The sequence below is a fragment of the Streptomyces pseudogriseolus genome, assembly GCA_002154585.1.
Taxonomy (GTDB): Bacteria; Actinomycetota; Actinomycetes; order Streptomycetales; family Streptomycetaceae; genus Streptomyces; species Streptomyces pseudogriseolus.
This window is the reverse complement of the sequence record MUNG01000351.1, coordinates 1-5,272: the sequence shown is the minus strand read 5'-3', so window position 1 is coordinate 5,272 and position 5,272 is coordinate 1. Positions and strand designations below refer to the sequence as shown.

8 protein-coding genes and 1 tRNA gene are annotated in these 5,272 nt (G+C 70.8%); 4 read left to right on the top strand and 5 right to left on the bottom strand.

Going from position 1 to position 5,272, the window contains the following annotated elements:
- From CCN29_RS26980 to CCN29_RS26970, 3 genes are all read right to left on the bottom strand, one after another.
- A partial coding sequence (locus CCN29_RS26980) for a chaplin family protein (protein ID WP_143661387.1) occupies positions 1 to 338 on the bottom strand: 338 nt, incomplete at its 3' end.
- Positions 339 to 501: 163 nt separating this feature from the next.
- A complete protein-coding gene (gene chpH / locus CCN29_RS26975; RefSeq protein WP_006135972.1) occupies positions 502 to 735 on the bottom strand; it encodes a chaplin ChpH in 234 nt (77 codons plus the stop codon).
- Between the two features lie 162 nt (positions 736 to 897).
- Complete coding sequence (locus CCN29_RS26970; RefSeq protein WP_031067215.1) at positions 898 to 2,223, bottom strand: M20/M25/M40 family metallo-hydrolase; 1,326 nt, start codon at positions 2,221 to 2,223, stop codon at positions 898 to 900.
- A 215-nt stretch (positions 2,224 to 2,438) separates the two neighbouring features.
- On the opposite strand from CCN29_RS26970, the gene CCN29_RS26965 reads away from it, so the two are divergent.
- Positions 2,439 to 2,523: transfer RNA gene (locus CCN29_RS26965), tRNA-Leu, on the top strand.
- A 63-nt stretch (positions 2,524 to 2,586) separates the two neighbouring features.
- Entirely contained in the window at positions 2,587 to 2,964 is a 378-nt protein-coding gene (locus CCN29_RS26960) for a YchJ family protein (protein WP_006135974.1), read from the top strand.
- Positions 2,965 to 2,983: 19 nt separating this feature from the next.
- On the opposite strand, the gene CCN29_RS26955 is transcribed toward CCN29_RS26960, so the two are convergent.
- Positions 2,984 to 3,388 (bottom strand): RidA family protein, encoded by a 405-nt coding sequence (locus tag CCN29_RS26955; RefSeq protein WP_006135975.1) that lies wholly within the window; start codon positions 3,386 to 3,388, stop codon positions 2,984 to 2,986.
- Between the two features lie 105 nt (positions 3,389 to 3,493).
- On the opposite strand from CCN29_RS26955, the gene CCN29_RS26950 reads away from it, so the two are divergent.
- A complete protein-coding gene (locus tag CCN29_RS26950; protein WP_006135976.1) occupies positions 3,494 to 3,880 on the top strand; it encodes a winged helix-turn-helix transcriptional regulator in 387 nt (128 codons plus the stop codon).
- Positions 3,881 to 3,903: 23 nt separating this feature from the next.
- On the opposite strand, the gene CCN29_RS26945 is transcribed toward CCN29_RS26950, so the two are convergent.
- Positions 3,904 to 4,605, bottom strand: a complete 702-nt coding sequence (locus tag CCN29_RS26945; protein ID WP_006135977.1) for a FadR/GntR family transcriptional regulator — start codon at positions 4,603 to 4,605, stop codon at positions 3,904 to 3,906.
- A gap of 144 nt (positions 4,606 to 4,749) precedes the next feature.
- Between CCN29_RS26945 and CCN29_RS26940 the strand changes: the two genes are divergently transcribed.
- Positions 4,750 to 5,268 carry a gluconokinase gene (locus CCN29_RS26940; protein ID WP_006135978.1) on the top strand — a complete coding sequence of 173 codons (519 nt, stop codon included), beginning with the start codon at positions 4,750 to 4,752 and terminating at the stop codon, positions 5,266 to 5,268.
- Positions 5,269 to 5,272 lie beyond the last annotated feature (4 nt).

Genomic DNA, 5,272 nt, shown 5'->3' with positions numbered 1-5,272 from the left:
ACCGGCACCTGCACGACGTTGCCGGAAGCCACGCCCGGCGAGTCGCTCGCCGTGCCGTGGGCGTCCGCGCCGCCGCCGTGGTGGCCGGAGCCGCCCTTGTTGGCGCATGCGTTGCCGACCGCCGGGTTGAGGACCCCGACGACGTTGACCGTGTTGCCGCAGACGTTGACCGGCACGTGCACCGGGGCCTGCACGACGTTGCCGGAGAGCACGCCGGGCGAGCCCTTGGCCCCGCCCGTCGCCCCGGAGTCGGCGTGGGCGGCGGCGCCGCCCGCGGCGGCGAGCACACCGGTGGCGGCGGCCATGGTCATCAAGCCCTTGCGGGTGACCTGTCGCATTGCTGAATTCCTGTCCTCGGACCTGCTGCCGGGAGACGGCGCCTGCCGCGTCCCGGATTCTCGACGAATGAGGAACCGGTCGGCCCCGGAGCGCATGGCGCGCGCTCCGGGGCCGACGGGCTCGAACCCTCAGCGGGCGTTGCCTAGAGGGCGAGACACGACATCACGCGTTGACGCAGGTGTTGCCGAAGGCGGGGTTCAGCAGACCGATCACGGAGATCGTGTTGCCGCAGACGTTCACGGGAACGTGAACCGGCACCTGCACGACGTTGCCGGACAGGACGCCCGGGGAGTGCACGGCGGCACCCTGGGCACCCGAGTCGGCGGCGGCCATGCCCGCGCCCGCGAGAACCAGACCACCGGTGGCGGCCGCGACGGCGACGACCTTCTTCAGCATGTATTCCTCCTAGTTGGCAATGTGATCCAAAGTCGCGGATCACATCACGGGTAACGAGGAGGAAGTAATGAGGCTACGAGCTTATGGTCGCATTCACTCTTCCCGGTCAACTCCGTACGCCTGCCCGATTATTGACACCGTCGGCATCCCGGGGACCACACCTCAGGACGCGTCCAGGAACCGGTCGAGCACGCGGACCCCGAACTTCAGACCGTCCACCGGCACCCGCTCGTCCACGCCGTGGAACATGCCCGCGAAGTCCAGCTCCGGCGGCAGCTTGAGCGGCGCGAAGCCGAAGCAGCGGATGCCGAGGTCGTCGAAGGACTTGGCGTCGGTGCCGCCGGAGAGCATGTAGGGCACGGCGCGCGCGATCGGGTCCTCGGCGCTCAGCGCGGTCTGCATGGCGTCGACGAGCCGGCCGTCGAAGTCGGTCTCCAGCGCCTTGTCGGAGTGCACGTCCTCGCGCCGTACGCGCGGGCCGAGGATGCGGTCGAGGTCGGCGAGGAACTCCTCCTCGTAACCGGGCAGGAAGCGGCCGTCGACGTGCGCGGTGGCCTGGCCCGGGATGACGTTGACCTTGTAGCCGGCGCCGAGCTGGGTGGGCGCGGCCGAGTTGCGCAGGGTGGTGCCGATCATGCGGGCGATGCCGCCGAGCTTGGCGAGGGTCTCGTCCATGTTCTCCGGGTCGAGCTCGGTGCCGAGCGCGTCGGAGAGCTCGTCCAGGAAGGCGCGGACGGTCTTGGTGACCCTGACCGGCCACTTGTGGCGGCCGAGGCGGGCGACGGCCTCGCACAGCTCGGTGATGGCGTTGTCGTCGTTGGTCATCGAGCCGTGGCCGGCGGTGCCGTCGACGGTGAGCCGCATCCAGTGCATGCCCTTCTCGGCGGTCTCGACGAGGTAGAGGCGCAGCTTCTCGTTGACGGTGAAGGAGAAGCCGCCGACCTCGCCGATCGCCTCGGTGACGCCCTCGAAGAGCTCGGGGTGCTTGTGCACCAGGTGCTTGGCGCCGTACGTGCCGCCGGCCTCCTCGTCGGCGAGGAAGGCGAGGACGATGTCGCGCGGGGGCTTGCGGCCGCTGCGCATGCGGTCGCGGACGACCGCGAGGGTCATCGCGTCCATGTCCTTCATGTCGACGGCGCCGCGCCCCCACACGCACCCGTCGGCAATCTCGCCGGAGAACGGGTGGTGGGTCCAGTCGTCCGCGTTGGCGGGGACGACGTCGGTGTGGCCGTGGATGAGCAGGGCGGGCCGCGACGGGTCCTCGCCCTCGATCCGGGCGACGGTGGAGGCGCGTCCCGGCTGGGACTCGAAGATCCGCGGCTCCAGGCCGACTTCGGCGAGCTTCTCGGCGACGTACTCGGCCGCCTTGCGCTCGCCGGGGCCCGAGTGGTCGCCGTAGTTGCTGGTGTCGATCCGGATCAGCTCGCGGCAGAGGTCCACGACCTCGTCCTCACCGGTGACGCCCTTGGCCGGGTCCGTCTGGCTCACGTGCTTCCTCCCGCTGCTGGTGTTCCCGCTGATGGTGTTCCCGCTGGTGGGTTCCCCTCATCCTCTCTCCCGCGCGGGCCGGCCCCAAGACCCGGCCCGGCCCGTCACACGCCGTTCACGCGACGGCGCGCGCCGGGGGGTGATCGGGCCACCCCGGAACACCTGGTAATGTTTATGTCGTCGCCGCGGGGGGAAACCCGCGCGACAGACACCTTGTCCGGGTGGCGGAATGGCAGACGCGCTAGCTTGAGGTGCTAGTGCCCTTTATCGGGCGTGGGGGTTCAAGTCCCCCCTCGGACACTGGAACGTGAGGGCCGCGACCGCGAGGTCGCGGCCCTCACGCGTTGTCACGGAAGGTGCCCCATGACGTCTCGCACGCCCTGCCCCTGTGGCCTCCCCGAGTCCTACGAGGAGTGCTGCGGCCGCTTCCACGGCGGTGCGGCCGCCGCGCCGACCGCCGAGCGGCTGATGCGGTCGCGGTACACGGCGTTCGTCCGGCTGGACGCGGCGTACCTGCTCCGCACCTGGCACCCGCGCACCCGCCCGGCCCGGCTGGACCTGGACCCGGGGACGCGGTGGACGGGCCTGGAGATCCTGGCCGCGGAGGCCGGCTCCGCCTTCCACTCCACCGGCACGGTCACCTTCCGCGCGTCGTTCCGCGGCGGCTCCCTGCACGAGCGAAGCCGCTTCGAGCGGGTCGACGGGGCGTGGGTGTACGTGGACGGGGAGTTCCTGGACTGAGGAGCGGACCGGGGCCGGCTCAGGCGGGCAGCCGGGTGTCGACGACGAAGGCGATCTCGACGAGCTGGCCGGGAAGGGTGAGTTCGGTGACGCCGAGGACCGTGCTCGCCGGGCGGTGGCCGCCGAAGTACGCCAGGTTGGCCTGGGCGGTGGCCGCGGCGTGACGCCCGAGCTCCACCACGTAGAGGGTCTGCGAGACGATCTGACGGCGGGTGGCCCCGTAGTGGGCGAGGACCCGGTCCATGGCGGCGTGGGTGCCCGCCAGTTGGGCGGCGAAGTCGCCGGGGTGCGGGAAGCCGCCGTCCTCGTCGAACGCGAGTTGCCCCGAGACGTGTATCAGGTCGCCGGAGCGGATCGCCTGCGCGTATCCGAAGTCGCTCTCGGCCGGGATCCCGTAGGAGAAGACATCACTGGTGCTGGCCATGGTTCGGTTCGTCCTTTTCCGGTCGGTCTCTTGTGGTTACCCGGGAACTGTAGGAGAGTGACGGCCGGCCTGGAAGAACGCACTTTTTCGTAACGGGGGAACCTGATGGTGACCAAGCGCGTGCTGGCGGGACTGCCGGAGGACGCCGATCTGCGGCGCGCGGACTCCCTGGCGCGGGAGATCTTCTCCGACGTGGCCAACAAGTGGGCGCTGCTGATCATCGAGGCGCTCGGCGAGGGCACCCTGCGGTTCAGCGAGCTGCGGGACGAGGTCGAGGGCGTGAGCCACAAGATGCTCACGCAGAATCTGCGCATGCTGGAGCGGAACGGCCTGGTGGAGCGGACCGTGCATCCCACCGTGCCACCGCGGGTCGAGTACACCCTCACCGAGCCGGGCCGCGCGCTGCGCATCGCCGTGGACGCGATCTGCGGCTGGACGCACGAGCACCTGGGGCACATCGAGCGGGCGCGGCAGCGGTTCGGCGACCGGTGACCGCGCCGGGGCGACCGGCCGGCTCAGGGCGCGAGGATGTCCAGTTCCTGGAGGGCGCCCTCCGTGATCTCGCGGGTCAGTCGTTCCGCGCGGGCGGCGTCGCGGGCCCGGACGGCCTCGGCGAGCTGGACGTGGAGGGTGACGGCGGCCGGGTCGGGGTCCTCGAACATGACGTCGTGGTGGGTGCGTCCGGCCAGGACTTCCGCGACCACGTCGCCGAGGCGGGCGAACATCTCGTTGCCGGAGGCGGTCAGGATGACGCGGTGGAACGCCACGTCGTGGAAGAGGTAGCCCTCCAGCTTGTGGCCGCGCGAGTGCGCGACCATCCCGAGCGCGCACTCGGTGAGTTCGGCGCACTGCTCGGCCGTGGCGTTGCGCGCGGCCAGACCGGCCGCGACCGGTTCGATCGCGGAGCGCAGCACGGTGAGGGAGCGCAGCTGGCGGGGGCGGTCGGCGCCGGCCAGGCGCCAGCGGATGACCTGCGGGTCGTACACGTTCCACTCGCGGGACGGCAGGACCGTGACGCCGACGCGGCGGCGGGACTCCACCAGGTGCATGGACTCCAGGACGCGGACCACCTCGCGCATCACGGAGCGTGACACGTCGAAGCGCTGGGCGAGCTCGTCGGTGCGCAGGACGCTGCCGGGCGGGTATTCGCCTGCGGTGATCTCGGGGCCGAGGGTGTCCAGTACGCGGCCGTGCAGCCCCCGGCCCGTGGTGCTCATGCACTCAGAGTACGGGGCGGATCACTCGCATAAAAAGTCAGACTTATTCGTCACAGCCTCTTGAAGTTGTCGTACTTATAAGTTTCAGTTGCGGTCGACATCATCGGCACGGTGTCGACGCAGACAGCAGACAGTGAGGCAGCGATGAACACCCCCCATGTCGTCGTGGTCATGGGCGTCGCCGGAACGGGCAAGACCACCATCGGTCCCCTGCTCGCGGCCCGCCTCGGCGTTCCGTACGCCGAGGGCGACGACTTCCACCCGCAGAGCAACATCGCCAAGATGTCGGCGGGCACCCCGCTCACCGACGACGACCGGTGGCCGTGGCTGGACGCCATCGGCGACTGGGCGCAGGGGCGTGCGGGTCTGGGCGGCGTGGTCAGCTGCTCGGCGCTGAAGCGGTCGTACCGCGACCGGCTGCGGGCCGCCGCGCCCGGCGTGGTCTTCGTGCACCTCACGGGCGACCGCGCCCTCATCGAGGACCGGATGTCACACCGGCAGGGGCACTTCATGCCCACGGCACTGCTCGACTCCCAGTTCGCCACGCTTCAGCCGCTGGAGCCGGACGAGGCGGGGGTCGCCGTGAACGTGACGGGCAGCCCCGAGGAGATCACCGAACGGGCGGCCACCGCCCTGACGGCGCTCTCCGAGCCCACCCCGTAGGACC